Source organism: Methylobacterium fujisawaense (assembly GCF_039619325.1).
Taxonomy (GTDB): Bacteria; Pseudomonadota; Alphaproteobacteria; order Rhizobiales; family Beijerinckiaceae; genus Methylobacterium; species Methylobacterium fujisawaense.
On sequence record NZ_CP155000.1, the window covers coordinates 1,265,635 to 1,291,994 of the forward strand.

Consider the following 26,360-nt stretch of genomic DNA (forward strand, 5'->3'; position numbering starts at 1 on the left):
ACGCCCGATCGACCCCAGACCCGAGAGACATGAGCAACGATCGAAGTCGCGGCGCGGCCCTGGCCGCGCCCAGTTCCACCGAGGGTGAATCCCCGCATCGGGAGCCCTGGTACGACCGCCTGCTCCAGGCACTTCATCTCAAGCCGCGCGATTCGCTGCGCGAGGGTCTTGAGGAGGCGCTGGCGGAGCCGGATGCCGGCGAGAGCGGCCTCACGCCGCTTGAGCGTGTCATGCTCAAGAATGTCCTCGGCCTGCATAAGGTGCGCGTCGACGACGTGATGGTCCCCCGGGCCGACATCGTCGCCGTGTCGAACGACACGAGTCTCGGCGACTTGCTCAAACTGTTCCGCACGGCCGGTCATTCCCGGCTGCCGGTCTATGGCGAGACCCTCGACGACCCCCGCGGCATGGTCCACATCCGCGATCTCGTCGATCACATCGCCGCCAAGGCCGAGCCGGCCCGGCGCAGTGCCGCCGCTGTCGTGAAGCCCGCGGAGACCGTGGTCGACGGTGCCGCTGATGCGGCGGCCGCACCGCGGCCGCGCCGGCCGGCTCCGCGGGTGCCGCGGGGCCTGGACCTCGGAAAGGTCGACCTGACGACGACCCTGGCGGCGACGCGCATCCAGCGGCCGGTCCTGTTCGTCCCGCCCTCCATGCCGGCGATCGACCTGCTGGTGCGCATGCAGGCGACCCGCACCCACATGGCGCTCGTCATCGACGAGTATGGCGGCACCGACGGGCTGATCTCCATCGAGGACCTGATCGAGGTCGTGGTCGGCGACATCGAGGACGAGCACGACGTCGCGGAGGACAGTTTCGTCCAGCGCGTCGACGGCGAGGGCGAGGTCTTCGTGGCCGACGCGCGCACGCCGCTGGCCGAGGTCTCCGAGGTGACGGGCGTCGACCTCGTGGCGGCGGTCGGCGAGATGGCCGAGGAGATCGATACGCTGGGCGGCATGATCGTGACGCTGGCGGGCCGCGTCCCGTCGCGGGGCGAGCTGATCGCCGGTCCGGGCGATCTCGAATTCGAGGTGCTCGACGCCGATCCGCGGCGTCTGAAGCGCCTGCGGTTCCACAAGGGCGCGGCGCGGATCGGGACCGTCGTCCCGCTCGCCCTGCCCCCGCCATCGAGCCCCCCGGTCGCCGAGACGCCGCACCCGTGACGGTCGTGGCGTGACGGGTCTGGCGGACGGTTTCGCCCGGTCGCCTGCAGCGGCCGGTGCATCCATGCGCGGGCCGATGCGGGATCCCCTGCCCGATCCGGAGCGCGCACATGTGCCGGGCGCCGTGCTGGCGATCACGCATCTGACCGGCTGGCGCCGCCTCGGGCTGGCGTGGTTCGCGGGCGCGCTCGGCGCGCTGGCCATGCCGCCCTACGGGATCCTGCCGGCCCTTGCCCTGTCCCTGACGGTCGCGGTCTGGCTGCAGGACGGGGCCGCCTCCGGGCGGACCACCCTCCGGCGGTTCTGGCCCTGCTTCCTGGTCGGATGGGCCTGGGGCTTCGGCTACCTCACCGCCGGACTCTGGTGGCTGGGCCAGGCCTTCCTGGTGGAGGCCGACGAGTTCCTCTGGGCCCTGCCCTTGGGCGTTGTCGGTCTGCCCTTCGCCCTCGGCCTGTTCTACGGCGCCGGGTTCGGCGCCGCGGGCCTGCTGTGGAGCCGGGGCGCGGCGCGGATCGCCGCCCTCGCCTTCGGGCTCGGCGCCGCCGACTGGCTGCGCGGCCACGTGTTCACGGGCTTTCCCTGGAACACCCTCGGGATGGCGCTGGCCCAGAATCTCTGGCTGATGCAATGGGCCGCCGTGATCGGGCTCTACGGCCTGTGCATCCTGGCCGTGCTCGTCTGCGCCGCACCCGCGACCCTTGCCAACGGCGGGGGGCTCCGCGGCCGGTTGGGGCCGAGCGCCGTGGCCGCCGTCCTGCTCGCCGGCCTGGCGCTCTACGGGGCCGAGCGACTCGGCCCGCCCGATCCGGTGGTGGCCGGTGTCCGACTGCGACTCGTCCAGCCCAACCTGCCCCAGGATGCCAAGTTCAGGCCGGAGAACCGGACCGACATCGTCGACCGCTACATCGAGCTGAGCCAGCGGCCGACGGAGGCCGGAGCGCCGGAGCCGACCCACATCGTCTGGCCGGAATCCGCCTTCCCGTTCCTCATCCAGCGCGATCCCGACGCCCTGGCCAAGGTCGCGGCGGGGCTGAAGCCTGGGCAGGAGCTGATCACCGGCGCGGCCCGCGCCGAGGAGCCGCTGCCGGGCGAGCGCCTGCGCTACTTCAACGCCGTCATGGTGATCGGCTCCGACGGCAAGATCTCCGACAGCTACGACAAGGTCCACCTCGTCCCCTTCGGTGAGTACCTTCCGGCGCCCCTCGACGCCGCCCTGCGGGCCGTGGGGTTGCGCCAGTTCGTGGCGATACCCGGCGGGTTCTCGGCCGGGACGCTCGCCGGGCAGCGCATCCTGACGGTTCCGGGTCTGCCGCCGGTGGCGGCGACCATCTGCTACGAAGCGATCTTCCCGGGCGCGATCCTACCGGCCGGGCGTGCTGCGCCGTCGCCGCAGCCGCCGGGGCTGATCCTGAACGTCACCAACGACGCGTGGTTCGGCGACACGCCCGGTCCGCGCCAGCACCTCGCCCAGGCGCGCCTGCGCGCCGTCGAGGAGGGAATGCCCCTCGTGCGGGATGCCAACACTGGGATTTCCGCCGTGATCGATCCGCATGGCCGCATCGTCGCCCGCACCCGGCTGGACGAGGAGACGTGGCTCGACGCAGATCTGCCCGCCCGCATCGTCGGCGGCACGCTCTACGGTCGGTTCGGCGATGCCGCCTTCGCGCTGATGCTCGCCGCCTGCCTCGGCGGTGCCGTGGTCGCGCGGCGGCGGCCGTGAGCGCGGAGCGCGCCACCGCGAACCGGTTCCTGCTCGGTCTCGCGCTGATGCTGGTGGCGTTCAACCTGCGTCCGGCGCTCAGCACGGTCGGCCCCCTGCTGGCGACGATCCGGGACGGGACGGGCCTCGGTGCCGGGGGCGCCGCCATCCTCACCACGCTGCCGGTCCTGTGCCTGGGCATCGCCTGTGCGCTGGCCGCGCCGCTGATCCGCCGGATCGGGCCCGACCTCGCCGTGCTCGCGGGCTCGACGATCCTGGTCGCCGGCTTGGCGCTTCGCGGCCTTGGCGGTCTCGTGCCGCTCTTCGCCGGAACGGCGCTGGCCGCCATCGGGATCGGCCTCGACAACGTCCTGCTGCCGGCCCTGGTGAAGCGTGATTTCGCTGCCAGCGGTGGCCTGATGACCGGCCTCTACACGATGACCCTGTGCCTCGGCGCGGCCGCGGGCGCCGGGGCGGCGGTGCCGGTGGAGCACGCCCTCGGGGGCGGCTGGCCTTCCGCCCTGGCGATCTGGTCCCTGCCGGCGCTCGCTGCCGCCTTCGTGTGGATCCCCTTCGCCCGCCGGACGACCTCGACCGCCGCGCCCTCCGCCGGGCGGTTGCTCCGCGACCCGCTGGCTTGGTGGGTGACGGGCTTCATGGGCCTGCAATCGTCGCTCGCCTACATCCTGTTCGGCTGGCTGCCGCTGCTGCTGCAGGGCCGTGGTCTCACGCCGCTGGATGCAGGGCTTTACGCCTCGCTGACAACCTTGGTTCAGGCGCCCGGCGCTCTCCTGACCGCCATGCTGGCCGCCCGCGCCCGCGATCAGCGGGCCTGGATCGTCGCCATCCCGGGCCTCACCGTCGTGGCGTTCCTGGTCTTGGCCTTCGGCGCGGAATCCTTGCGCATTCCCGCCGCCGGCGCACTCGGCTTCGGGATCGGGGGCTGCTTCGGCCTGGGTCTCACCCTGATCGTCCTGCGCGCCGCCGACGCGGCGAGCGCCGCAGGACTCTCGGCCATGGCGCAGGGCATCGGCTATACGGGCGCCTGCCTGGGGCCGCTGGTCTTCGGCCTGGCCCATGAGGCCACGGGCGGCTGGGGCGTGCCGGGTGCCCTGTTCGTCGCCATCGCCGTCGCGGCGATCCTGATCGGTCAAGCCGCCGGCCGCGACCGCAAGGTCTGCGCGGGCGAACCCCAGGCGCGGAACATTGCGGCTCAGCCGCTGACCTCGCTCCAGGCCGCGAAACCGGCCAGCGGTTCCTGATCGTAGCGCGCCATCAGGTCGGCCATTGCCGCCCGATCCGAGAGACGCCCCGCCGCGGCCAGCCGGGCCAGCCCCTCGAAGAAGCCTTCGCGGCCCAGCGCCGGCGCGAAGCTCAGCGTGAAGCGCACCGGTCGGTCGCTGCGATTGGCGAAGGCGTGGGCAATGCCGGGCGGGATCAGCGCGAAGTCGCCCGGCCCGAGGTCGTGATCCGCGCCGTCGACATGAAGGGCGAGCCGGCCCGCCTCGACCGAGAAGGTCTCGGTCAACCGGGCGTGGCGGTGCAGCCCGGCTCCCGGCGTCCGTGGATCCATCTCGACCCGATAGACACCCATGGCGTCGGCCGTCTCGTCGCTGCGCGCCAGATAGAAGATCCGCATGCCGCCGATGACGGCGTTCGGGCCAAGCCCTCGGTGCACGACACTCGCCATCGCCGTCCCCGCCGGAGGTTCAAACAAGAACCCCGCGCGGCCGGATGACCGCGCGGGGCTTCGATGGGCGGCGGACCCGCGACGCTTACTCCGCGGCGACCCGGTGGGCCTGCGACCCGTCCGTGTAGGTCTCGGACTGCAGGCGCTTGCCGGGAGCAGCACGCCCCGGCAGCGGCGGAAGCGCCTTGGCCTTCTCCAGGTCGATCCCGGCGCCCTCGGCGACGCGGCGGCCGTAATCCTCGTCGGCGTGCCAGAAGTGCCAGACCATCCGCAGCTGGATCGGCTCCGGGCACTGCTTCATGTCGGCGACGAGGTTGGCGATCAGGTCGTCGCGCTCCCAATCCGCGAAGGAGCGGTAGCGCACGCCGGCCTGCGTGTAGTCGTCCTCTGTGCGCGAGGTCTGGTAGCGGCCGAGATTGCCCTGGACCGGCTGGTGATAGTCCTTCGCGGGCTTCGGCGCCTCGCGCAGGCCCTCGGCCAGGGTCGAGGGCTCGTAGTTGATGTGCTTGTTCGGGCCCGTCCCGTCCACCGTGTAGGCCATCTGGCCGTCGCGCTGGTTCGAGTAGACCTTCACGCCGGGCTGCGGCGCGTTGATCGGCAACTGGAGGTAGTTGGCCCCGACTCGGTAGCGCTGCGTGTCGGAGTAGGACAGCGTCCGGCCCTGCAGCATCTTGTCGTCCGAGAAGTCGACGCCGTCGACGAGAACGCCGGTGCCGAAGGCGGACTGCTCGACCTCAGCGAAGAAGTTGTCCGGCACGCGGTCGAGCACCATCCGGCCGCAGGGCAGCAGCGGGAACTGGTCCACCGGCCACAGCTTCGTGTCGTCCAGCGGGTCGAACGACAGGTGGTCGTTCGGGCCGTCCGGCATGATCTGCACGGCGAATTCCCACTCCGGGAAGTTGCCGGCCTTGATGTTGTCGTACAGGTCGCGGGTCGCGTGGCCGACATCCTTGGCCTGGATCTCGGAGGCCTGCTGCGAGGTCAGGTTCCGGACGCCCTGCTTGGGGATCCAGTGGAACTTGCAGAGCACCGCCTCGCCCTGGTCGTTGACCAGCTTGTAGGTGTTGACGCCCGAGCCTTCCATCTCGCGGTAATTGGCCGGGATGCCCCAGGGCGACTTCAGGTGCGTCACCATGTGGATCGACTCGGGGTGCTGGGCCACGAAGTCGAAGAAGCGCCACGCCTCCTGGCGGTTCGTCACCGGATCCGGCTTGAACGCGTGGATCATGTCGGGGAACTTGATCGCGTCGCGGATGAAGAAGACCTTGAGGTTGTTGCCCACGAGGTCCCAGTTGCCGTCGACGGTCTTGAACTTCACCGCGAAGCCGCGCGGGTCGCGCTCGGTCTCCGGGCTCTCCTTGGCGCCGGCGACGGTGGAGAAGCGCACGAACATCGGCGTCTTCACGCCGGTCTCGGTGAGCACGCGGGCGCGGGTGTACTTGGAGGCCGGCTCGTCGCCGATCTTGCCGTAGGCCTCGAACCAGCCGTGGGCGCCGGCGCCGCGGGCGTGGACGACGCGCTCGGGGATACGCTCGCGGTCGAAGTGCGTGATCTTCTCGATGAACTGGTAGTTCTCGAGCGTCGCCGGGCCGCGCTCACCGACCGTCCGGGTGCTCTGGTTGTCCCGGACCGGATGGCCCTGGCGGGTGGTCAGGATCGGGCGTTGATCGCTCATGCGTATCGTCTCTCCGTTCAGCGAAGGCTCTCGAGGGCCGAGGCCAGCCTGGAACCGTTCTGGAAAAAGGTTATGACCCCGGCGTGACCCCGAGGCAAATGCATCGTCACAAAGGTTCTGATAGATACAGCCTATGAATCTGTCTGGCCTCTCCCTCCGGGATCTCGAATATGTCGTCGCGGTGGCCGACGAGGGGCATTTCGGCCGGGCCGCCGAACGCTGCAATGTCAGCCAGCCGACGCTGAGCGTGCAGGTCCGCAAGCTGGAAACCGCGCTCGGCCTGACTTTGTTCGAGCGGTCGAACCGGCGGATCCTGCTGACCGAAGCGGGCCAAGCCATCATCCGGCAGGCACGCGTCGTCCTGGCGGAGGCGCAGCGGCTGCTGGCGCTCGCCAGGGAGGGCCGCGGCTCGCCGCTCACCGGGCGCCTCATCCTGGCGGCGATCCAGACGCTCGGTCCCTATTTCTTCCCGCTGGTGCTGCGACCGCTGCGCGAGCAGTACCCGCTGCTGACGCTCTCTCTTTCGGAATCGCGGACCGCCGACATCGTCGAGGGCCTGCGCGACGGCCGCATCGACGCGGCCCTGGTCTCGCTTCCGCTACCCTCCAACGGTCTCGCGGTCTCGCCGCTGTTCGTCGAGCCGTTCTGGCTCGCCTGCCCGGCCGAGCACGCCCTGGCCCGGGGCGGCGCGCTCTCGGCGACCGAGATCGCAGGGCCGGACCTGCTGCTGCTCGATGAGGGCAACTGCCTGCGCGACCAGACGATCGCGGCCTGCGGCGCGGGCTCGTCGGTCGGCCGCCATGCCACCAGCCTGGAGACGCTTCGCTCGATGGTGGCCGCCGGCGCCGGCTACACGCTGCTTCCGGCCCTCGCGGTGCCCGCCAGCCCCGATCCCAGCGGCTTGACGGTCACCCGGGCCTTCGATGTCGACGGTCCCGGCCGGACCATCGCGCTGGTCTGGCGGGCGAGCGATCCCCGCGCCGCGGGACTGGCGAACCTCGCCGCCTTCTTCCGGGCGCACGCGCCGCCCGGAACCGCGGCCTGCCGGGGCGACGACGCGGTGGCGTGAGCGGCGGTGTCGCGGGCAGCTGGCCCCGCGGTGATGAAGACGGTCGCGCTTGGCGCGTCTATCAGGACTGATCAGGGCATGGGGAACGGGCCGATGCGGCGCAGGATGATCGGGGCAATTCTGGCGCTGCTCGCCCCCCTCGGCGCCCACGCCGCGCCGACTGACAGCTTCGCCCGGATCGATCAGATCAACCGGGCCTCCCTGGTGATGACAGCCGAGACCGGTATCGTCCCGCGCCCCCTGGCCGCGACCATCGCCCGCGCGCTCGATCAGGTCGCCGCCGACGCCGCCAAGCCCGGTGCGGAACGGCCGGACGACTATCTCCGGATCGAGCCGCTGATCACCGCCATTGCCGGCCCGGAGGCCACCCGGATGCATTCGGGGCGCAGCCGCCAGGACATCATCCCGACGGTGCTGAAGCTTGAGCAGCGCGACCGCCTCCTCGCCCTCGCCCAAGCCCTGGACGAGACCCGGGGGGCCCTGCTGGCCGTGGCCGACCGCGAGGCCGACACGATCGTCCCGGCCTATACAAACGGCGTGCAGGCCCAGCCGACGACGCTCGGCCACCTCTATCTCGGCTACGCGGCCGTCCTTGCCCGCGATGCGCAGCGCCTCCGCGAGGCCTGGGCGCGGCTCAACCTATCGCCCCTGGGCGCGGCCGCCCTCGGGACGTCGAGCTTCCCGGTGGACCGCAAGCGCCTGGCCAAGCTGCTCGGGTTCGATGCACCCGTGGAGAACAGCTACGATGCCGGTCAGCTCGCGCCGATGGATATGGGCCTGGAATTGACCGGGCTTTCCGCGACACTCGCCACCACGGCCGGCAGCTTCGCGCAGGACCTCTACGCCCAGTATCACCAGACCCGGCCGTGGATCCTGCTGCGGGAGGGGGCGCTGACCGGGCCGAGCAGCATCATGCCGCAGAAGCGCAATCCCGTCGCCCTCTACGGCCTGCGCATGAAGGCGAGCGACGTGGTCGGGGCCGCGCAGGCCTTCGTCATCATGGCGCACAACGTCGATTCCGGGATGCCGGACTACAAGCGCAACCAGGCCGAGCCGCCGGGCCGGACGCTCGCCGAGGCCGCCGAGATGTGCCGGCGCTGGACCCGCGTGCTCGACGGGCTGGTCGTGGACCGGGCGCGGGCCGCCGACGAGGTCGCCGCCGACTATTCGACCACCACGGAACTCGCCGACACGCTTCAGCGCGAGGCGGACGTGCCGTTCCGGCTCGGCCACCACTTCGCCTCCGAGCTGGTGAGCTACGGCCGCAGCCACGATCTGCGGCCCGCCGATCTCCCGTTCGCGGAGGTGCGGCGGATCTACGCCGAGGCCGCCGCCGGGACGGGCCTGAAGCCGGACCTGCCCCTCGACGAGGCGCGTTTCCGGGCGGCCTTGTCGGCCCGGGGCATGATCGACGCGGCTGCGGGCCTCGGCGGCCCGCAGCCCGCGGAGGTCCGGCGCATGCTGGCCCGCGCCCGGGAGCGGCTTGAGGCCGATCGGGCATGGCGCGATGACCGCCGCAAGGGCCTGGCCGACGCCCGGGCACGCCTCGACACTGCCTTCGCCGCCCTGACCCACGAGCCCTGACGATTGCGCGGGGCGGCTGTGTCGAAACTCTGCCGTGACAGGGCCAATATTGCGCTATAGCGCGCGCCTGACGCCTGCCGTCTGAAGCGGGCCTCTCCCGATCGGTCGCCTTGCTTTCTCTCCGCATCCTCGGCCTCTGGGCCGCCCTCGCCGCCGCGTCCGCGGCCGTCTCATACGGCCTGATGCAGGCGCAGTTCCCGGCCGCGTTGCTGCTAGGGCCGATGATCGCGGCCATCGCGTTCGGGGTCGGCGGTTCGCGCCTCCGCGTACCCCGGGCCGCCTTCCAGGCCTCCCAGGCGGCGATCGGCTGCCTCGTGGCGCATGCGGTCACCGGGCAGATCGCCCAGACCCTGGTGGAGGACGGGCCGCTCATCGTCGCGGTCGTGCTGGTCACCGTCGCGGTCAGCGGCTTGGTCGGCTGGATCCTGACCCGCCTGCGCGTGCTGCCCGGGACCACCGCGGCTTGGGGATCGTCCCCCGGCGGCGCTTCCGCCATGGTCGCCATGGCCGAGGATTTCGGTGCCGATCCGCGCCTCGTGGCCTTCATGCAATACGTGCGCGTCGCCGCCGTGGTGTTCTCGGCCTCGCTGGCCGCCCGCTTCCTGATGGAGACGCCGGTTCCCGGGGCCTCGGCTGGCGTCGCCGAGGTGACCGGGCCACTCTCCGTCTTCGCGACGCTGGCCGTCGCCATCGTGGGCGCGGGCGCGGCGCTCGCCCTGCGGGTGCCGGCCGGCGCGCAGATCGGCCCGATGGTGCTCGGCAGCCTCCTCCACGCCACCGGGCTCGTGCGCATGGCGCTGCCGGTGCCCCTCCTCGAACTCGCCTATGCCTGCATCGGCATCTATGTCGGCCTGCGCTTCACCCGGGAGACGCTGCGCCTGACATTCACCGCCCTGCCCGGCATCTTGGCGGCGACCTTCTCGGTCATCGCCCTCTGCGCGGCCTGGGGCTGGGGGCTGACGCTGCTGCTGCCCATCGACCTGCTCACCGCAGTCCTCGCCACGAGTCCCGGCGGCCTCGATTCGGTGGCGATCATCGCCGTCGGCTCGAAGGCGGACGTCTCCTTCGTGCTGGCGGTCCAGACCCTGCGCCTGTTCGTGGTGCTGCTCACCGGTCCGCTGCTCGCCAAGTGGATCAGCCGGTCCGTGCCGGAGACCGCCATCCGATGAATGCCCTGGTTCTCGCCTTTCTGAATTCCTGGCGCGGCCTGCGCCACGGCGCGCGCACCGAGCGGGCCGTGCGGCAGGAACTCCTGCTCCTGGCTCTCGGCGTGCCGGTCGCCCTGTTCCTCGGCGCGACACTCTGGGTGCGGGTCGCCCTGATGGTCAGCCTGCTGCTGATGCTGGCCGCCGAATTCCTCAACACCGCCGTCGAGAAGCTCTGCGACCACGTCCATCCGGGGCATCACCCGATGATCGGCACGGTGAAGGACCTCGCCTCCGCCGGCACCTTCATGGCCCAGATGGCGGCGCTGCTCGTGTGGGTGGCGGCGCTGGTCGAGCGGCTGGGCTGACCTGCCGCGCGTGGGCGCGCTCGCATCCGCGGGCCGGAGGGTCTATCTGGCCGGCACAGCCCCGCGCATCGGCCGAGACTCCACACCGTGACGGACTACATCCGCAAGATCCTCACCGCCCGCGTCTACGACGTGGCGATCGAGAGCCCACTCGACCCGATGCCCCGGCTGACGCAGCGGCTCGGGCGGCCGGTCCTGCTGAAGCGCGAGGATCTCCAGCCGGTCTTCTCGTTCAAGCTGCGCGGCGCCTACAACAAGATGTCCGGCCTCAGTCCGGACCAGATCGCCCGCGGCGTCGTCTGCGCCTCGGCGGGCAACCACGCGCAGGGCGTGGCGCTGGCCGCCGCCAAGCTCGGCGCGCGCGCCGTGATCGTGATGCCGCGCACCACCCCGTCGATCAAGGTCGATGCCTGCCGGGCCCGGGGGGCCGAGGTCGTGCTGCACGGCGACGCCTTCGACGAGGCGCTCGCGCAGGCCAAGACCCTCGAGGCCGAGCAGGGCCTGACCTTCCTGCACCCCTTCGACGATCCCGACGTGATCGCCGGCCAGGGCACTATCGGCAAGGAGATCCTGGAGCAGCATACCGGCGCGATCGAGGCGATCTTCGTGCCGGTGGGCGGCGGCGGGCTCGCTGCCGGCGTCGCCACCTTCGTGAAGTATCTGCGGCCGGGCACCAAGGTGATCGGTGTCGAGCCGGAGGACGCCGCCTGCATGGCCGCGGCACTGGCGGCCGACACGCGGGTCAGCCTGCCCAGTGTCGGCCTGTTCGCCGACGGCGTCGCCGTGCGTCAGGCCGGCGAGGAGACCTTCCGGCTCTGCCGCGCGCATCTCGACGAGGTCATCACCGTCGACACCGACGCCATGTGCGCGGCGATCAAGGACATCTTCGACGACACCCGCGCGGTGTCTGAACCCTCCGGGGCGCTGAGCCTCGCCGGCGCCAAGCTGTATGCCGAGCGCGAGGGCGGTGACGGCACGCTGATCGCCATCTCCTCGGGGGCGAACCTGAATTTCGACCGCCTGCGCCACATCGCCGAGCGCGCCGAGATCGGCGAGCAGCGCGAGGTCCTGATCGGCGTGACGATCCCCGAGCGCCCCGGCGCCTACCGCGCCTTCATCAACGCCCTCGGACCGCGGGCGATCACGGAATTCAACTATCGCCATGCGCCGGGCTCGGAGGCGCAGATCTTCGTCGGCATCAACGTCAGCGGCGGCAAGCGCGAGAAGCAGGCGCTGATCGCTTCGCTGCGCGAGGCCGGCTATCGCGTCCTCGACATGAGCGACAACGAGATGGCCAAGGTCCATGTCCGCTACATGGTCGGCGGCCGTGCCGTCGGGGTCGCGCACGAGCGGCTGTTCCGCTTCCAATTCCCGGAGCGGCCGGGTGCGCTGATGAAGTTCCTCGACGCCCTCGGGCCGGATTTCGACATCACGCTGTTCCACTACCGCAACCACGGCGCCGATTACGGCCGGGTGCTCGCCGGGATCGCAGTGCCGCCGCCCGAGCGCGCCCGGTTCGACGCCGCCATCGACGCCCTCGGTTACCCGGCCACCGACGAGACCGAGAACCCGGCCTACCGCCTGTTCCTCGACGGCGAGGGCGCCGGGGCGGCCTGAGCCCCCTCAGCCCAGGCTGTCCCTGGGGGCTCTCGTCGCGCTCCTTCGAGTCACGTCGCTGTTCTCATGATCGAGGGGCAGCGTCGGGCGCGGTCAGTCCTCGGCCACCTCCACCGAGGCGACATCGGGCATCGCCCGAAGCTTTGCCGCGATGGCCTCGAAGCTCGTCCGGGACAGACGCACGAACGTGATCGTCACCTCCTCGTGGTCCGAATCAGGACCCGGATGGACCGTGAAGGTCCGGACCCGTGAGGCCCGCTCGCCCGTCGCCGCCTGAACGGTGTCGAGCGACATCGCGCCTTTTCGGGCGGTCAGCCGAAGGGTCTGGGCGCGCATCCGGTCGCGCCAGCGCTGCTCGAAGGGCTTCACACCCGCCAGGATGCCGACGATGAGCGCCGTCGCGGCCAGGGCCGGCACGTAGAGGCCGCTGCCGATCGCCAGCCCGATCGCCGCCACGCCCCAGAGACTGGCCGCCGTGGTGAGACCCTTCACCACCTCGCCGCGCAGCAGGATCGTCCCCGCTCCGAGGAAGCCGATGCCGGAGACCACCTGCGCGGCGATTCGGGAGGGGTCGAGCACCACGTGGGCGGTGCCCAGCACGTCGGCGAATCCGAAGGCCGAGACCAGCATGATCAGGCAGGAGCCGACGCAGACCAGCATGTGGGTCCGCAGGCCTGCGGCCCAGAGCAGGCGCTCGCGCTCCAGGCCGGTCACGCTGCCGAACAGGGCCGCCAGCGCCAGCCGGGCCACCATCTCGCCGTTGCCGATCAGAGCCGCCTCCGTTTCTCCGCCCCGTGTGGATGGCGCGGATCCTTGCGGCTTTGCCGTGGGCGGATCAAGCGATCCCGAGGGCCGCCTTCTCGACTTCGTAAGCGGCCCGCACCGTGGCCGCCCCGTAGGACCGCTCCAGGCGCCGCACCGTGAAATGCGCGCGGGCGGTCGACTGGAAATGGTTCATGAAGGCCGTGTTGACCGCCGCCCCGCCGAAGGCGCCGAGGATCGGCACCGCCTGCGCGGCGACCTTCTGGGACACGACCAGACCGAAGCGCGCGGCGATCTGTGCGGTGAAGCGGATCAGCGCCGGGGCCGACTGGTCGAGGAGCGTCTTGCTGCCGGCATAGCGGGCCGCCTCCGACAGCGTCTTGGCCAGGGCCGCGCGGACGGCGAAATAGCCGCTCTCGGTGAGCGCCGCGCCCGCCTCGGTCTCGGCCGTGGCCCGACCGCCGAGGGCGAAGACCTGGACGCAGGCGAGCGCCCCCTCGGGGGTCTCGAGATCCTCGCCTTCCTCCCGGGCGATCTCGGCGATGGAGCGCAGCATCAGCGTGGTCGAGACCGGAAGCTCGACGGCCAGCGTCGCGAGGCCGAACGCGCCTCCGACCGCGCCGGACAGTGCCGCCATCGCCTTGTGCTTGGCGTCGCCCGAGCCGAGGAGCTGCGCGAACCGGCTCTCGGCCTTGGCGGCGACGGAAGCGAGGCCCTCCCCTTCGGCCGGAACGAGTTCCCGGCGCGGCAGCGTCGCCAGGGCGACGCGCAGCGCCCCCCGCATGGCCGCTTCGGTGCTGCGGCTGACGGCTTCGGTGACCGGAGCCGGCAACGATCGGCCGATGATGTCGAGGGGCGCGCCGGCCGCCGCGGAGAGCCGCCCCGCGAGGCTCGGACGCTCCAGCACCTGCACGGCGCGGCGCAGGGCGGCGAGGTCCGCGTCGCTCAGCGTCTTTTCTGGAGTCGCCGCCGGCAGCGTCTCGCCGGCTAAGGTGAGGTCGCTCGTGCTCATCCGTGAATCCCTGGATCTGTCGTGCTCACGCCGCCCCTGGCGCGCGCGCCGTGGTAGGAAGCTCGGGCCCCGGGATGCGGTTCCCCGCCTCCTGCGCATCCCGCGCCGGTGCCGCCGCGGCCTCCGCCTGCCCGGTCCTACGCCCGACCGCGACGCAGAGCACCAGGACCGGGATACCCACGAGGGAGGTCATGACGAAGAAGGCCGGATAGCCGATCGCCGCGACCACGAAACCCGACGAGCCCGCGATCAGCTTGCCTGGCAGCGCGTAGAGCGAGGAGAACAGCGCATACTGTGTCGCCGCGTAGGCCGGGCTGGTGAGGCTCGACATGTAGGCGATGAGCACGATGCCGGCGAAGGAGCCGCAGAAATTCTCGATCGAGATGGCGACCGTCAGGCGCCAGATCTCGGGCGCGCCGGCCGCCAGCCACGCGAAGGCGAGGTGCGAGGACGCGGCCAGGAATGCGCCCAGCAGCAGCGTGGGGAACAGGCCGAGCCGGGCCAGGGCCCATCCGCCCGCGAACCCGCCCGCGATGCCGACCCAGATGCCGTAGAGCTTGGTGACGGTGGCGATCTCCTTCAGGTCGAAGCCCAGCGTCCGGTAGAGCGGGCTCGCCATCACGCCGGACAGGAAATCGGGGAGCCGGAACAAGGCCACCAGCAGGAGGATGCCCCAGAGCGCGCCGCCGAACCGGCCGTGCAGCTCGGTGAGCGGCTCCAGCACGGCGCGGCGCATCGACCAGAACCGGGAGCGGCCGGGCGTCTCCGCCTGAACCGTGCGAGGCCTGTCGAAGGCCGGGGCCAGCAGGGCAGCGATCATCCCGACCAGCATGAGCGCCGCCATGATCAGGTAGGCCAGCGTCCAGCCCCCCGCCGAGGCGATGAACAGCGCGCCCGCGCCGGCGGTGATCAAGCCGAGGCGGTAACCGAGGTTCGAGGTCGCCGCCAGGATACCCTGGAAGTCGCTGCCGGCGGCGTCGATGCGCCAGCCGTCGATCACCACATCCTGGCTCGCCGCGCAGAAGGCCACCAGGAAGGCCCCGAGTCCCAGGAGCGCGAGGTTGGTCTTCGGATCCGAGAAGGCCATCAGGGTCAGGCACAGGGCGACCGCGGCCTGCGTGGTCACCATCCAGGCTCGGCGGCGCCCGAGGCGGGCGCTCAGCACCGGAACGTTCAGCCTGTCGATCGCGGGCGCCCAGAGGAACTTCAGCGAGTAAGGCAGCGCCACGTAGCTGAACAGGCCGATCGCCCGCACGTCGATGTCCGAGAAGGCGAGGCGGAGCGTGAAGGTGCCGAGGACCAGGAGCAGCGGCAGGCCCGAGGAGAATCCGAGCGCCAGCATGAGCACGATCCGCCGGTCCTCGACGATGTCGCGGAGCCGGAAGCGACGCATCGCCTGTGGCTGGTTCGCCATGGCATGGAACTCCTGAGCCTTCGTGGCCTTGATCTCGCGAAATCGTGGCAGCCTTACGCCGCACCGGTTTTCGCTGGATCGTGATGTGTTGCGCCCCAACCTTGGTAGAAGCTTGCTTAACGCGGTGTCCACGTCCCACGGATCGCGGCGTGTTGGAGGCGCCGCCGGACGAACGGGCACGCCGCCCAATCGTGGAATGATGCGTTGAGTCTCCGATCCGAGTCCGCTCCGCCGTTGGCGACGCTCGTCGACGCGTTCGCGCGCAGTCCGTCGCCCATGGTGATCACCGATGCCCGCGCTCCGGACAACCCGATCGCCTGGGCGAACGACGCGTTCCTGCAGGTGACAGGCTACACCGCTGACGAGATCGTCGGGCGCAACTGCCGGATGCTGCAGGGGCCGGCCACCGACCGGTTCACGGTCGAGCGAATCCGCTCGGCCGTACAGGCCGCGGAGCCGATCTCCGTCGAGCTGCTCAACTACCGGAAGGACGGGACGACCTTCTGGAACGCGATGACCATCACGCCGGTGAACGACGCCGAGGGTCTCGCCTTCTTCTATGCCGCCCAGGCGGACATGACCTATGTCCACCAGATGGAAGTGTCGATGCGCGGCACCAACGACGAGCTGGAGCGCCTCGTCAACGCGCGGACCCAGGATCTGACCACCGCCCTGGAGCAGAAGACGGCCCTGCTGCACGAGGTTGATCACCGGGTTAAGAACAATCTTCAGGTGATTTCGTCGCTGATGCTGCTGAAGGCCCGGCGAACGCCCGAGGGCGAGGCGCGGGACGCGCTCCAGGGCATGGCCGAGCGGATCGGCGCGCTCTCGACAGCCCATCGGATGCTGTATTCCGAGGGCGACTGCACGCATTTCAACCTCGGCGACTTCGCGGCCGAGTTCCTGGCCGACATGAATGCCGGCCTGGATCCGGAGCGGCGCCGGGTCGAGGCCGACGTCGAGTCGATCGCCGTGGCCGCCGCGATGGCGGCGCCCCTGGCCCTGATGATCCACGAACTCACGGCAAACGCCCTGCGCCACGCCTTCCCGGGCGAGCGGGAGGGACGTGTGTCGATCGTCGCCCGCCGCACCGAGAGAGGGATGCATATGACGATCCGCGACGACGGCGTCGGTGTCGCCGCGGCGGCTCCGAATCCGGCCGGCTTCGGGCGCAATCTGGTGGAGATGGTGGTCCGGCAGATGCGCGGGACCATCGCCTGGGCGGATGCCGGTCCGGGCACGACCGTCGACATCGATATCCCGCTCCAGCAGCCGGCTTGAGAAATCGACGTGCAGGCTTCAAGCTCGGCGGCCACGGGGCCGGAGGACGATGAACGCATGGGGACCGGGAACGCCGCCGCGCTCCGCATCCTCGTGGTGGAGGACGAGGCCCTGATCGCCCTCGAGCTGGAATGCCTGCTGGACGATCTCGGGCATGTCACGGTCGGTGTCGCAGGCAACGCCACCGAGGCGATCGCCATGGGCCGCTCCACCGCGCCCGACGTTGCGCTCGTGGACATCCACCTCGTCGACGGTCCGACCGGAATCGACGTCGCCAGGGCGCTCTCGGCCGACCGACGCACCACGGTGGTGTTCATGACCGCCAACGCCAAGCGCATTCCGGCGGATTTCGCCGGGGCGATCGGCGTGATCGCGAAACCCTATTCCGAGCGCGTCGTGGCCAGCACCCTCGACTACGTGGCCGATCGCCGGGCCGGTCGCCACGGGCCGGCCTGTCCGGACGGGTTCTCGCCCGCGCCCGTCTGACGCGCGTCGAGGCGCGTCGCTGCGGGGCTTCGCCGTCTCAGCTTCGCGTCGCTCGCTCGCGCTTCAACCGGTAGAGCGCATCCAGCGCTTCCCGCGGCGTCAGGGCGTCCGGGTCGATGGCGTCGAGGAGCGCACCCAGCGGGTCCTCCTGCGGCGGCTCCGGCGGCGGTGGTGGCGCGAGGGCGGCAAAGAGCGGCAGGTCGTCGATCCGCGCGCGGGCGGGGCGGCCCATCTCGGCCTTCTCGAGACTCTTGAGGATCGCCCCGGCCCGGGTCACGACGCTGCCGGGCAGACCTGCGAGCCGCGCCACCTGCAGGCCGTAGCTGCGCTCGGCGACGCCGGGCACGACCTCGTGCAGAAACACGACGCCGTCCCGATGCTCGGCCACCTTCAAGGTCGCATTGTCCAGCCGCGCCAACCGGTCACCGAGGGCGGTCAACTCGTGGAAATGCGTCGCGAAGAGCGCCCGACAGGCATTCACCTCGTGGAGATGCTCCAGGCACGCCCAGGCGATCGACAGCCCGTCGAAGGTCGCGGTGCCGCGGCCGATCTCGTCCAGGATCACCAGGGAGCGCCGGGTCGCCTGATTCAGGATCGCGGCGGTCTCGACCATCTCGACCATGAACGTCGACTGGCCACGGGCGAGGTCGTCCGCGGCGCCGACCCGGGAGAACAGCCGGTCGACCCGGCCGATGCGCGCGTCCGCAGCCGGCACGAAGGCGCCCATCTGGGCGAGCACGGCGATCAGCGCGTTTTGGCGCAGGAAGGTCGATTTGCCGCCCATGTTCGGGCCGGTGATCAGGCGGATCCGCCCGCGGGTATCGCCCGACAGGTCGCAATCATTGGCGATGAACGGCTCGCCCGCCCGGCGTAGAGCCGCCTCGACCACCGGATGGCGCCCGCCGACCACGACGAAGCTCAAGGACTCGTCGACGACGGGCCGGCGCCAGTCGAGTTCGACGGCGAGTTCGGCTTGGCTCGCCGCCACATCGAGACCCGCGAGGGCCTCGGCCACCTCGGCGATGGCCTCGGCCTGAGCCAAGACGCGGGCCGCGAGGTCGTCGAAGACGGCCGCTTCCAGGGCGAGCGCTCGGTCGGAGGCGCCCGAGATCTTCGACTCGAGTTCGCCCAGTTCGACGCTGGTGAAGCGCATGGCGTCCACCATGGTCTGGCGGTGGACGAACTCGCTCTGGAGACCCTTCAGGCAGGCCTCGCCGACGGATTGCGGAACCTCGATGAAAAAGCCCAGGAGGTTGTTGTGCTTGATCCGCAGGGTGCGGCAGCCGGTCTGCTCGGCGTAGCGCGCCTGCAAGGCGGCGATCACCTTGCGGGAATCCTGACCCAGGGTCCGCGCCTCGTCGATCTCCGGATGATACCCCGCCCGCACGAAGCCGCCGTCGCGCCGGCTCAGCGGCAGATCGTCGGCCAGCGCCGCCGCCAGGGTGGCGATGAGGTCCGGGTTGGCCTCCGCCAAATGCTCGGCCAGCCGGGCGAGATCCTCCGGGAGGTCGGGAATCGCAGCGAGTCGGGCGCCGAGATCCGCCGCCACGGCGAGGCCGTCGCGGATGGCCGCGAGGTCGCGCGGTCCCGCACGGCCGAGGCCGGTTCGCGACAGCGCCCGGGCGAGGTCGGGGGCCCGCGCAAGGGCGTCGCGCAGGCTGCCGCGCAGGCGGCCGTCCTCCACCAGATGGGCCACCGCCGCGTGCCGCCGGGCAATGGCGTCGAGATGGGTGAGCGGGCCGGCCAAGTGCTCGGCCAGCAGCCGGGCACCATTTGCCGTCACGGTCCGGTCGATCGTGGCGAGCAGGCTTCCCGTCCGCTCGCCCGACAGGGTGCGGGTGAGTTCGAGATTGGCGCGCGTCGCCGCATCGATCGCCAGGGTCGCGCCGCCATCCTCGCGGGTCGGAACCGTGAGCGGTGGTCGCGCGGCGAGCTGCGTGCGGGCGATGTAGAGCAGCGCGGCCCCGGCCGCGGCGATCTCGGCCCGGGTGAACTGGCCGAACCCTTCCAGGGTCGAGACCCCGTACTGCTCGCGCAGGCGCCGCTCGGCGGCCGCGGGCTCAAGCTCGGCCTGGGCCAGGGGCACGATCGCGGCGCGGCTCTCCTGCCAGATTCGCGCGAGAGCGGGATCGGCGTGGATCGCCTCCGACAGGACGATCTCCCGCGGGTCGTGCCGGGCGATGGCCCCGGACAGGTCGCCGCCCGCGACCTCGCTCAGGGAGAAGCGGCCGGTGGAGATGTCCACCGCGGCGAGGCCGTAGGCGACGGCACCCTCCCCGGTCTTCCGGCGGCCGATCGCCAGGAGCAGGTTCGCCCGGGCCGGATCGAGGAGTCGATCCTCGGTGATCGTGCCGGGGGTGACGAGCCGCACGACCTCCCGGCGAACCACGGATTTCGGCCCGCGCCTCTTGGCCTCGGCCGGATCCTCGGTCTGCTCGCAGACTGCCACCCGGTGACCGAGGGCGATGAGGCGATTCAGATAGTCGTCGGACCGGTCGACCGGCACGCCGCACATCGGGATCTCGCTGCCCGCGTGCTTGCCGCGCTTGGTCAGGACGATGCCGAGCGCCCGGGACGCGATCTCCGCATCCTCGAAGAAAAGCTCGTAGAAGTCGCCCATCCTGTAGAACAGGAGACAGTCCGGATTCGCAGCCTTGATCTCGATGTATTGCGCCATCATCGGCGTGGCGCCGGCCGGGTCCAGACCGGGCGTGGGCGTCGTATCGGCGGCGGGGCGGACGGCGGTTCGGGCCATGCCGCCTCTTAGCAGAGCGTCGACGGCGAATCAGGCCGCCAGGCCGACGCAGCTGGGGAGAAGGCGTATCCCCGGTGGATGGCGCCCGGATCCGACGCACGCAGCGCGGGTCCGAGCGCGGTTAAAAACTCAGTAGCGCGGGCCGCCCGTGGTGTTGCCGAGCTGCTGCTGGTAGCCGGGGCGCGACGGATTGCGGGCGTTCGGATCGCCGTGGCGCATCGTGTTCATGCGCCGCATCCGGCGGTGGTGCCGGGCCGAGTGATGGCGGTGCATGCGGTAATGCCGATGCATCGCAACGGTCTCGACCATATCGGATCCCGCCAGACTGGGCTGCGCCATCGCCGGCGCGGCCTGGGACGCGACGGTTCCGGCCAGAAGGCCACCGAAGACCACACCCGCGGTTAGAAAAGAACGAATAGACATCGTGGAGTAGCTCCGATCAGCTTCTATGAGCCACCAGCTAAGAAACAAGTGATCGTAATGTTCCGGATCACGGCATTAAAAATAATACCCGTTCTTTGGACGGCGTGCGGACCGATGCGGCAGCCGTCGCGTCTCCGGGCGGGACGGTGCCGGGATCGGCGATACCCGTCCGTGCATTGATTTCGGCTCTCACCTCAGCCCGGGCGGCGGGCGAGAAGCCGTGTTCGCTCGGTGGTTCAGAACACGGGTTCAGCACAGGGGTTCAGCACAGGAAGGTGCGGAGGTCGGCGCTGACCGAAGCGGGTTCCTCATGCGCCAGCCAGTGGCTGGCCTGCGCGTACCATTGGATGCGCCCCGCGTCGCAGAGAGCGAGACTGGCTTCCGCCAAGCCGGATTGCAGCGCGGTGTCCCGTCGCCCCCAGAGGATCAACGCCGGGACGCGGACCCGGGGCGGCCGCTCCCGGGGAAGTCGCACCAGGGCCCGGTACCAGTTCAGCATGCCGGTCATCGCGTCCGGCTGCAGCCACGCCTCGACGTAGCGGTCGAGGTCGGCCTGCGCGAAGGCGCCGGGGCGGCTTGTGGTCGTCAGCGCGCGGCGCAGGGCCCGGCAGCGATCGGCCGTGAGCAGCCGTTCGGGCAGGTGCGGGATCTGGAACAGGCCGACATAGGTGCTGCGCAGCCATTGGCCCGGATGGCGCCGCATGTAGGTGCCGACCACGGCGGGATGCGGCGCGTTGAGGATCGCCAGCCGGTCGATCCGCTCGGGATGGCGGCTCGCCACCCACCACGCGACGAGGCCGCCCCAATCATGGCCGACCAGGCGGACCGTGGGAGCACCATAGGCGTCAGCCAGGGCCAGGACGTCGCCTGCCAGACGATCCAGGTGATAGGCGGCGATCCCCGCAGGCTTGTCGCTGAGGCCGTAGCCGCGCTGGTCCGGCGCGATCACCCGAAGACCCGCCTCGGCGAGAGGCCCGATCTGATGGCGCCAGCCGAACCAGAATTCGGGAAAACCGTGCAGCAGGATGGTCGGCGGTCCTGTCTCGGGACCCGCCTCGGCCACGTTCAGGCCCACCTCCGGCAACTCGACCCGGCGCAACCTCACACCCGCGACGGTCATGTTCTCGTGCGCTCCGTCCTGCCCGCCTTCCCGGCGGCGGAAAACGCCTCCGCGTCCAGATCCGATCCGCTCAGAAGCCGAGCGCGCCGCAGGTTTCCGCCTCCGGCGAGAGCTGGTCGCGCAGGCGCTCCGGCGCAGTCCGGGTCCAGAGGCACAGGAGAACGAAGGCGGCCCCGTGCAGCAGGGCGTGCGGTGCGGAGCGATCGTCCGGAGCGGTCCGGTCCCGCTCGGAACCGGTCACGGTGTCGGTCGGAGGCGTCGCAGTGTGGGGCATGGCTCTGATCTCCAAAGGACATCCTGCAGGAGACATCGTCACCGAATGCCCGGAGTTACAGGGCCGAGGGGCCCGCGCGTGCGCCGCCGCACGCGGACATCTCAGCGCACCGGGTCCAGCCAGCGCGCGAGCCTCCCGGTCGCAAGGCCGGCGCGGGTTTCCCGGTAGCCGAGTTCCGCCGATTCGCGGAAGCGCGACCAGGCGCGCAGATCGATGCCGGAGAGCTGGGGCTTGAGCACGGCGGTCGCGTGCGCCGCCGCCATCAGGCTCTGGGCGTCGCTCGACACGGTGGCGGCGCGCAGCAGCAGCGGTGCCAGACCCGGCATCGCCAGCGGCGAGCCGATCAGCTTGCGTACGAGCCGGCCGCTCCAGCCGCGCTGCGGCATGTCCTGGAACGCCCGGTCGGTCCCGACATCGACGGCCAGAACCGGTCCGCGCTCCAGCCCGGCGGCGACATCCGCCGGCAGGTTGTTCATCATGCCGCCATCGACCAGGACGCCCTCGTCGCAGAGCACCGGCGGCAGGAGGCCGGGAATCGCGATGCTGGCCCGCAGGGCTTTCGGCAGGTCGCCCGAGCGATGCACCATGGTGCTGCCGGTGGTCAGGTTCGACGAGACGCAGAAGAACGGCAGCCAGAGATCCTCGATGCACACCCCTCCGTAACGCGCCGCGAGACCGGTATCGACCTTGGCGCCGCGGGTCAGGGCGTGCAGCGGCAGCGTGTAGTCGTTGATCGGATTGCTGGTGGCGAAGAACGCCTCGATCTGCGCCTGGATCTCCGCGACGTTCCAGCCCATGGCGAGGCTCGCCGCGATGATCGCGCCCATGCTGGTCCCGCCGACGAAATCCGGCGTGCAGCCGACCTCGTCGAGGGCCTTCAGCACCCCGAGATGGGCCAGCCCGCGCGCTCCGCCCCCGCCGAGGACGAGGCCCCGTGCGGCGCCGCTGGCGAGCCGGGCGAGGCGATGCAGATCGCCCCGATTGCCGTCTCGAAGCTGGATTCGCATCGCCGCAGGCAGGGCGGCGACCTCCGGATGCAGGGGCTTCGGGCGCTGGGCCGCCGGATCCTGGCGGACGACGAGATCCATCCGGATCCAATCGGAGCGGACCCGGTCGAGATAGGCTGCCGCGCCGGGCCGCGGCGGCGCGCCGGGCTCGGCCAGGAGCAGGACGTGGTCGCCGCGCCGCTGGCTCTGCCGGCACCAGGGGCAGTCGATGTCGTGCGCTGCGAAGATCGTGCGCGCATGGCCGCCCTCGAAGGCCTGGAACCAGGCCTCGTCAGCCCCCTCCGGCCAGTCGGTGAGACAGCCGGTTGCGCCGGGCAGCAGGGCGTCGAAGGCGCCGGCGAGTTGCCGCGCAACATGAGCCGGATCGGGCCCCTCCGTCACGGCCAGGATCGTGAAGATTCGCGGCGCATGGTGGACCGAATGGCCGTCGTAGATCGCCCGCAGGCGGTCGGCGAGCATCCGGGCGAAGTAGAGGAGCGTGTGCGGATGCTCGGCGATGACCGCCTCGAAGGCATCCCGGGTGAGACGCAGGAGGTGCGAATCGCGCAGGGCCACCACGGTGGCCGCCCGCGGAGCGTCCGACAGCAGGGCCATCTCGCCGAAGGTTTCGGGTGGGCGCAGGCGCGCGATCCGGGTCGGCCGACCGGCGTGGTCGCGGGTGGAGACGCCGACCACGCCGGAGACGAGCGTGTAGAGGGCGTTTCCGGTCTCGCCCTGCTCGAACAGGATCCGGCCACCCGGTACCGCCACCGGCACCATGCGGGCCCGAACGGCCGCGACCGCCGCCGCGTCGAGCCCGGCCAGGAACGGGATCTCGGGGGCGCTCACCCTGCCACCGCCGCGGCGATCGTCTGGCGCAGCCCTGGCGACACACTAAGCCCCATCGTTCCGTCCCCCTCCCCGTCCGGCGCGCGACGCGCCACCATAGAGCAGGCGTCCCGTCGCTCCGCACCGTGACCGCGGCGCGCATCTGAAACGCTGATCTCTTCGCGCCGCGCCGGCCATCCGCTACAGGCGGAGCAACGCCGGAACCGGGAGGAACGCATGTCGACGGCTGAGCGAATCGCGATCGTGACCGGGGCTGGGACGGGGGTCGGCAAGGCTGCCGCCCTGGCCCTCGCTGGCGCCGGATGGCGCGTCGTGCTTTCGGGGCGGCGTCGGGAGCCCCTGGACGACGTAGCGGCGCAGATCGGCGACGGGGCTCTCGCGGTGCCCACCGACGTGACCGATCCCGACTCGATCGCCGCCCTGTTCGCACGCACGCGGGCGGAATTCGGCCGCCTCGACCTGCTGTTCAACAATGCCGGCATCGGCGCCCCGGCGGTTCCGTTGGAGGATCTGCCGCTCGAGACTTGGCGGCAGGTGGTCGATACCAACCTCACCGCCCTGTTCCTGTGCACGCAGCATGCCTTTCGGATCATGCGCGATCAGAATCCCCGGGGCGGCCGGATCATCAACAACGGCTCGATCTCGGCGCACGCGCCCCGGCCGAATTCCATCGCCTACACGGCGACCAAGCACGCCGTGACGGGGCTGACCAAGGCGACTTCCCTCGATGGGCGCGCCTATGACATCGCCTGCGGACAGATCGACATCGGCAATGCCGACACGCCCATGGGCGGAAAGATGAAGGCCGGTGTCCCGCAGGCGGACGGCTCCCTGCGTGCCGAGGCGGTGATGGATCCCGACCATGTGGGTCAGGCGGTGCTCTCGATGGCGAGCCTGCCGCTGGAGGCGAACGTGCAGTTCATGACGATCATGGCCACCAAGATGCCGTTCGTCGGGCGCGGCTGAGCCGCCCCGGATTCGCGACGGTCGGCCGCCGTCGAAGGGCGGCCCCCGGGGTCAGCCCGGTGTTGTCCAGGTACGCCTCCTGCGGTGCGTTTGCAGCGCTACGCCCAGAACCGACCCGACATGGTCGCGCCGGTCGCTCCGCGGCCCCATGGTCGAGCCTCGTTCCAGGGGCGGATCGCGATCGCGGCCGCCGGAACTTCGCTGATCACGCGAAGCACGCACAGCGCGTTGCGCATAAAGGCGAACCCTGAATCGATCCGGCGAGGCGGCCGCGCCGATCACGTCGTCGCAATCTTCGCCCTGTCCGGTCGGGATGCCGCCCAGCACGGCGACAGCGAAGCGGTGACCCCGACAGGCGACCTCGTCGTGTCCGATGGTCGCCCGATCGTGGCCGAGAGGCGGCCGTCAGCGCCCTGATACTCGACCTGCCGCGCAAGGCTCTCGCGCCCGGCACAGCCACGTATTTTTGACGCGCAAGGCCAGGCGGGCCGATTGACGGCCTAATTCATAACTCATACAAATCGGTCGCGAAAAACGGGTTGGGTGCAGCCAACCCCATAGGAGAGGAGATCGCGCGTCTTGCGCGCTGACGTCGGCGGTTCCGGGAGGCGACCTTTTGAAGAGCCCGATGTCCAGTTGGAAAGTCTCAATGGGCCCGGCGAATAGATATGTGCGGCCTTTTCTCGCGCCACATCTCGGCTGTATCTCAGTGGACGTCCGGTTAAATCGGCGTTTGTACCAATAAAACGGTTCGTTGAGTTTGTATTTCGCGATCTCGGAAAAGCGAGATCGTCAATTTGATCGGATAAATATAACGATAAGAAGGGGGAAAATCATGATCGTCAAGCAGTGGATTTCCGGGATAGCGAAGAAGAAATTGCGCTCCGGACCGTCAATCCTGAGTGCTGCGCTTCTGGGGGCGCTCGCCGTGACATCAACACAGGCCGCGGGCAGCGATCCCATCGGTGTCGCCATGCCGACGAAATCCTCCCAGCGCTGGATCGACGACGGCAACAACATCGTTCGATTGCTGAAGTCCAAAGGCTACAAACCAGACCTGCAATACGCGGACGACGACATCCCGACGCAGCTCGCCCAGATCGAGAACATGCTCACCAAGGGGGCAAAGATCTTGGTAATCGCCTCCATCGACGGCACGACCCTGAGTGATGTCCTGACCAAGGCGCATGAACGGGGTGTCAAGGTCATCGCCTATGACCGGCTGATCAAGGGAACGCCGAACGTTGATTACTATGCGACTTTCGACAACTATAAGGTAGGCGTTCAGCAGGCCACGTCGATTGTCGACGCCCTCGGGCTGAGGGAGGGCAAGGGGCCCTTCAACATCGAGCTGTTCGGCGGTTCGCCCGACGACAATAACGCATACTTTTTCTACGACGGCGCCCTGTCGGTGCTGAAACCCTACCTGGATTCGAAGAAGCTCGTGGTCCGCTCGGGCCAGTTCGGAATGGACAAGGTCTCGATCCTCCGGTGGGATCCGGCGACTGCCCAGGCCCGGATGGATAACCTGCTCTCGGCCTATTACGGCACCGCGCATCTCGATGCCGTGCTGTCGCCCTATGACGGCATCTCCACGGCCATCCTCTCCTCGGTGAAGAGCGTGGGCTACGGGACCGGCGGTGTGACGTTGCCGGTGGTCAGCGGCCAGGATGCCGAGCTGCAATCGGTCAAGTCGATCATCGCGGGCGAACAGACGGCCACGATCTTCAAGGACACCCGGGATCTGGCGAAAGTGACGGTGGCGATGATCGACGCCATCGAGGCTGGCCAGCAGCCCGAGGTCAACGACGTGAAGACCTACAACAACGGCAAGAAGATCGTCCCGTCCCACCTGCTGACGCCGGTGATCGTCACCAAGGCCAACTGGAAATCGGCCCTCGTCGATACGGGCTACTACACCCTCGACCAGCTCAAGTGATCGAAGCCTGGCCGGAGCCCGCCGGCTCCGGCGATTCCCATCCTCGCGCCGCACGAGCCGGCGCGGGGGCCGAAGGTGCAGTC

Annotated in this window: 23 protein-coding genes; 13 read left to right on the top strand and 10 right to left on the bottom strand. The window is 70.3% G+C overall.

The features are described from left to right. Positions 1 to 29: 29 nt before the first annotated feature. The 3 genes from ABC766_RS06065 to ABC766_RS06075 all read left to right on the top strand — a co-directional run bounded on the left by ABC766_RS06065 (position 30) and on the right by ABC766_RS06075 (position 4,124). Positions 30 to 1,163, top strand: coding sequence for a hemolysin family protein (locus tag ABC766_RS06065; protein WP_182591956.1), 1,134 nt, complete (start codon positions 30 to 32; stop codon positions 1,161 to 1,163). Between the two features lie 64 nt (positions 1,164 to 1,227). After that, positions 1,228 to 2,883 (top strand): apolipoprotein N-acyltransferase, encoded by a 1,656-nt coding sequence (lnt, locus tag ABC766_RS06070; RefSeq protein WP_345821515.1) that lies wholly within the window; start codon positions 1,228 to 1,230, stop codon positions 2,881 to 2,883. After that, complete coding sequence (locus ABC766_RS06075) at positions 2,880 to 4,124, top strand: MFS transporter (protein ID WP_075379636.1); 1,245 nt, start codon at positions 2,880 to 2,882, stop codon at positions 4,122 to 4,124. The genes lnt and ABC766_RS06075 overlap by 4 nt, the downstream gene beginning before the upstream one ends. On the opposite strand, the gene ABC766_RS06080 is transcribed toward ABC766_RS06075, so the two are convergent. Continuing rightward, complete coding sequence (locus ABC766_RS06080) at positions 4,076 to 4,540, bottom strand: cupin domain-containing protein (protein ID WP_245282002.1); 465 nt, start codon at positions 4,538 to 4,540, stop codon at positions 4,076 to 4,078. The two genes, ABC766_RS06075 and ABC766_RS06080, sit on opposite strands and share 49 nt — an antisense overlap. Positions 4,541 to 4,637: 97 nt before the next feature. Beyond that, positions 4,638 to 6,227 (bottom strand): catalase, encoded by a 1,590-nt coding sequence (locus ABC766_RS06085; RefSeq protein WP_043356544.1) that lies wholly within the window; start codon positions 6,225 to 6,227, stop codon positions 4,638 to 4,640. A gap of 133 nt (positions 6,228 to 6,360) precedes the next feature. On the opposite strand from ABC766_RS06085, the gene ABC766_RS06090 reads away from it, so the two are divergent. The 5 genes from ABC766_RS06090 (at position 6,361) to ilvA (ending at position 12,010) form a co-directional block, all read left to right on the top strand. After that, on the top strand, positions 6,361 to 7,296 hold the full coding sequence (locus ABC766_RS06090; RefSeq protein ID WP_345821516.1) for a LysR substrate-binding domain-containing protein: 936 nt from the start codon (positions 6,361 to 6,363) through the stop codon (positions 7,294 to 7,296). A 93-nt stretch (positions 7,297 to 7,389) separates the two neighbouring features. Beyond that, the gene (locus tag ABC766_RS06095) at positions 7,390 to 8,880 is read left to right on the top strand and encodes an argininosuccinate lyase (protein WP_345821517.1); all 1,491 of its coding nucleotides are present in this window, start codon (positions 7,390 to 7,392) and stop codon (positions 8,878 to 8,880) included. Positions 8,881 to 8,990: 110 nt separating this feature from the next. Then, complete coding sequence (locus ABC766_RS06100) at positions 8,991 to 10,049, top strand: AbrB family transcriptional regulator (RefSeq protein WP_111474218.1); 1,059 nt, start codon at positions 8,991 to 8,993, stop codon at positions 10,047 to 10,049. Next, a complete protein-coding gene (locus ABC766_RS06105) occupies positions 10,046 to 10,393 on the top strand; it encodes a diacylglycerol kinase (RefSeq protein ID WP_043356538.1) in 348 nt (115 codons plus the stop codon). The genes ABC766_RS06100 and ABC766_RS06105 overlap by 4 nt, the downstream gene beginning before the upstream one ends. 24 nt (positions 10,394 to 10,417) lie before the next feature. Further along, positions 10,418 to 12,010 (top strand): threonine ammonia-lyase, biosynthetic, encoded by a 1,593-nt coding sequence (gene ilvA / locus ABC766_RS06110; RefSeq protein WP_075379635.1) that lies wholly within the window; start codon positions 10,418 to 10,420, stop codon positions 12,008 to 12,010. 93 nt (positions 12,011 to 12,103) lie between these two features. On the opposite strand, the gene ABC766_RS06115 is transcribed toward ilvA, so the two are convergent. From ABC766_RS06115 to ABC766_RS06125, 3 genes are all read right to left on the bottom strand, one after another. Beyond that, positions 12,104 to 12,763 (bottom strand): MgtC/SapB family protein, encoded by a 660-nt coding sequence (locus tag ABC766_RS06115; RefSeq protein WP_345821519.1) that lies wholly within the window; start codon positions 12,761 to 12,763, stop codon positions 12,104 to 12,106. Positions 12,764 to 12,845: 82 nt separating this feature from the next. After that, positions 12,846 to 13,784 carry an EcsC family protein gene (locus tag ABC766_RS06120; protein ID WP_345821521.1) on the bottom strand — a complete coding sequence of 313 codons (939 nt, stop codon included), beginning with the start codon at positions 13,782 to 13,784 and terminating at the stop codon, positions 12,846 to 12,848. Positions 13,785 to 13,809: 25 nt separating this feature from the next. After that, on the bottom strand, positions 13,810 to 15,198 hold the full coding sequence (locus ABC766_RS06125) for an AmpG family muropeptide MFS transporter (protein ID WP_043383348.1): 1,389 nt from the start codon (positions 15,196 to 15,198) through the stop codon (positions 13,810 to 13,812). Between the two features lie 234 nt (positions 15,199 to 15,432). Here ABC766_RS06125 and ABC766_RS06130 point away from each other — a divergent pair, with 234 nt between their 5' ends. Together ABC766_RS06130 and ABC766_RS06135 are read left to right on the top strand one after the other, a co-directional pair. Beyond that, the gene (locus ABC766_RS06130) at positions 15,433 to 16,479 is read left to right on the top strand and encodes a histidine kinase dimerization/phosphoacceptor domain -containing protein (protein WP_043356531.1); all 1,047 of its coding nucleotides are present in this window, start codon (positions 15,433 to 15,435) and stop codon (positions 16,477 to 16,479) included. Between the two features lie 57 nt (positions 16,480 to 16,536). After that, a complete protein-coding gene (locus ABC766_RS06135) occupies positions 16,537 to 16,965 on the top strand; it encodes a response regulator (protein ID WP_043356529.1) in 429 nt (142 codons plus the stop codon). A gap of 37 nt (positions 16,966 to 17,002) precedes the next feature. Here the strand turns inward: ABC766_RS06135 and mutS are convergent, their stop codons facing one another. From mutS to ABC766_RS06160, 5 genes are all read right to left on the bottom strand, one after another. Further along, on the bottom strand, positions 17,003 to 19,720 hold the full coding sequence (gene mutS, locus ABC766_RS06140; protein ID WP_345821523.1) for a DNA mismatch repair protein MutS: 2,718 nt from the start codon (positions 19,718 to 19,720) through the stop codon (positions 17,003 to 17,005). A 129-nt stretch (positions 19,721 to 19,849) separates the two neighbouring features. Then, positions 19,850 to 20,143, bottom strand: a complete 294-nt coding sequence (locus ABC766_RS06145; RefSeq protein WP_345821524.1) for a hypothetical protein — start codon at positions 20,141 to 20,143, stop codon at positions 19,850 to 19,852. A gap of 262 nt (positions 20,144 to 20,405) precedes the next feature. Then, positions 20,406 to 21,263: an alpha/beta hydrolase gene (locus tag ABC766_RS06150; protein ID WP_345821525.1), complete on the bottom strand. Its 858-nt coding sequence runs from the start codon at positions 21,261 to 21,263 to the stop codon at positions 20,406 to 20,408. Between the two features lie 70 nt (positions 21,264 to 21,333). Next, a complete protein-coding gene (locus ABC766_RS06155) occupies positions 21,334 to 21,537 on the bottom strand; it encodes a hypothetical protein (RefSeq protein WP_043356522.1) in 204 nt (67 codons plus the stop codon). Positions 21,538 to 21,638: 101 nt separating this feature from the next. Continuing rightward, positions 21,639 to 23,372 carry a patatin-like phospholipase family protein gene (locus ABC766_RS06160; RefSeq protein WP_345821527.1) on the bottom strand — a complete coding sequence of 578 codons (1,734 nt, stop codon included), beginning with the start codon at positions 23,370 to 23,372 and terminating at the stop codon, positions 21,639 to 21,641. Between the two features lie 216 nt (positions 23,373 to 23,588). On the opposite strand from ABC766_RS06160, the gene ABC766_RS06165 reads away from it, so the two are divergent. The 3 genes from ABC766_RS06165 to chvE all read left to right on the top strand — a co-directional run bounded on the left by ABC766_RS06165 (position 23,589) and on the right by chvE (position 26,277). Continuing rightward, entirely contained in the window at positions 23,589 to 24,338 is a 750-nt protein-coding gene (locus ABC766_RS06165; protein WP_043356518.1) for an SDR family oxidoreductase, read from the top strand. Between the two features lie 120 nt (positions 24,339 to 24,458). Continuing rightward, complete coding sequence (locus ABC766_RS06170) at positions 24,459 to 24,755, top strand: hypothetical protein (RefSeq protein ID WP_342140580.1); 297 nt, start codon at positions 24,459 to 24,461, stop codon at positions 24,753 to 24,755. A gap of 460 nt (positions 24,756 to 25,215) precedes the next feature. Further along, a complete protein-coding gene (chvE, locus tag ABC766_RS06175) occupies positions 25,216 to 26,277 on the top strand; it encodes a multiple monosaccharide ABC transporter substrate-binding protein (protein WP_345822683.1) in 1,062 nt (353 codons plus the stop codon). The last annotated feature ends 83 nt before the right edge of the window (positions 26,278 to 26,360 follow it).

Coding starts and splice junctions, on each gene's coding strand:
- ABC766_RS06065 (WP_182591956.1), top strand. CDS start 30: ATGAGCAACGATCGAAGTCGCGGCGCGGCCCTGGCCGCGCCCAGTTCC.
- lnt (WP_345821515.1), top strand. CDS start 1,228: ATGCGCGGGCCGATGCGGGATCCCCTGCCCGATCCGGAGCGCGCACAT.
- ABC766_RS06085 (WP_043356544.1), bottom strand. CDS start 6,227: ATGAGCGATCAACGCCCGATCCTGACCACCCGCCAGGGCCATCCGGTC.
- ABC766_RS06090 (WP_345821516.1), top strand. CDS start 6,361: ATGAATCTGTCTGGCCTCTCCCTCCGGGATCTCGAATATGTCGTCGCG.
- ABC766_RS06095 (WP_345821517.1), top strand. CDS start 7,390: ATGCGGCGCAGGATGATCGGGGCAATTCTGGCGCTGCTCGCCCCCCTC.
- ABC766_RS06105 (WP_043356538.1), top strand. CDS start 10,046: ATGAATGCCCTGGTTCTCGCCTTTCTGAATTCCTGGCGCGGCCTGCGC.
- ABC766_RS06115 (WP_345821519.1), bottom strand. CDS start 12,763: ATGGTGGCCCGGCTGGCGCTGGCGGCCCTGTTCGGCAGCGTGACCGGC.
- ABC766_RS06120 (WP_345821521.1), bottom strand. CDS start 13,784: ATGAGCACGAGCGACCTCACCTTAGCCGGCGAGACGCTGCCGGCGGCG.
- ABC766_RS06125 (WP_043383348.1), bottom strand. CDS start 15,198: ATGGCGAACCAGCCACAGGCGATGCGTCGCTTCCGGCTCCGCGACATC.
- ABC766_RS06135 (WP_043356529.1), top strand. CDS start 16,537: ATGGGGACCGGGAACGCCGCCGCGCTCCGCATCCTCGTGGTGGAGGAC.
- mutS (WP_345821523.1), bottom strand. CDS start 19,720: ATGGCCCGAACCGCCGTCCGCCCCGCCGCCGATACGACGCCCACGCCC.
- ABC766_RS06145 (WP_345821524.1), bottom strand. CDS start 20,143: ATGTCTATTCGTTCTTTTCTAACCGCGGGTGTGGTCTTCGGTGGCCTT.
- ABC766_RS06150 (WP_345821525.1), bottom strand. CDS start 21,263: ATGACCGTCGCGGGTGTGAGGTTGCGCCGGGTCGAGTTGCCGGAGGTG.
- ABC766_RS06155 (WP_043356522.1), bottom strand. CDS start 21,537: ATGCCCCACACTGCGACGCCTCCGACCGACACCGTGACCGGTTCCGAG.
- ABC766_RS06165 (WP_043356518.1), top strand. CDS start 23,589: ATGTCGACGGCTGAGCGAATCGCGATCGTGACCGGGGCTGGGACGGGG.
- ABC766_RS06170 (WP_342140580.1), top strand. CDS start 24,459: ATGGTCGCGCCGGTCGCTCCGCGGCCCCATGGTCGAGCCTCGTTCCAG.